Here is a 1,007-nt window from a genome sequence, read left to right as displayed (position 1 = left end):
GCATTCCTGCTGCCTGAGTGCCGCATCCGTAGTGTCAGGCATCCCGATACCGCCAGACGGTAGCTCGATCTCAGCACGCCCCAGGGTCACCAGGGTTTTCAAATCGGTAGAGAAACCAGTTGCCGGACGGGCGCGACCGAAGTCGGCGCCGATGTCATCGTAACGACCGCCCTGAGCGATGGACTGGCCAACGCCGGGCACGAACACCGCGAACACCACACCGGTGTGGTAGTGATAGCCACGCAGTTCGCCGAGGTCGAAATACAGCGGCAGCTGCGGGAAGCGCACGGACAGACGCTCGGCGATCGCCAGCAAGTCTTCCAGCGCCGCCAGAACCGGCGCGGGCGCATTGGCCAGACGCTCGCGGGCAGCGCTCAACACTTCCCGCCCACCGCACAGATCAACCAATGCGCGCAGCATGCCGGACAGATCGGCCGGCAGGCCTTCGGTCAGGGTAATCACTTCATCGATGGCCTTGCGCTGCAGGGCGTCGAACAGCTGCTGCTCGACTTCACCGGACAGACCCGCGGCGCGCGCCAGACCACGGTAGATGCCAACATGTCCGAGGTCCATGTGCACGTCCGGTACATCGGCCAGTTGCAGCATGGCCAGCATCAGACTGATGACTTCGACGTCGCTGCTCGGGCTGGCGTCGCCGTACAACTCGGCGCCCAACTGGATCGGGCTGCGCGAGGAGGACAATGCACGTGGCTGGGCGTGCAGTACGCTGCCGGCGTAGCACAGACGGCTAGGGCCTTCGCGGCGCAGAGTGTGCGCATCGATGCGCGCAACCTGCGGCGTGATATCGGCACGGAAACCCATCTGCCGGCCCGATTGCGGGTCGATGACCTTGAAGGTACGCAGATCCAGGTCCTGGCCCGCGCCGGTCAGCAGGGATTCCAGGTACTCGATATGGGGAGTCACGACGAATTCGCTGCCGAAGCATCAACGTAGCGATATAACTGGTACGTGCCGATCAGGCAGAGCACTGTGTAGGTGACTTCCAG

1 pseudogene is annotated in these 1,007 nt (G+C 63.8%); it reads right to left on the bottom strand.

Annotated features, from left to right (window positions below):
• Nucleotides 1-942 (bottom strand): annotated as a pseudogene (locus ACIGDJ_RS28340) (ATP phosphoribosyltransferase regulatory subunit); the annotation flags it as partial.
• Nucleotides 943-1,007: the final 65 nt, after the last annotated feature.

The sequence above is a fragment of the Pseudomonas sp. NPDC079367 genome (genome assembly GCF_044542195.1).
Taxonomy (GTDB): Bacteria; Pseudomonadota; Gammaproteobacteria; order Pseudomonadales; family Pseudomonadaceae; genus Aquipseudomonas.
This window is presented reverse-complemented; position numbering and strand designations above follow the sequence as displayed.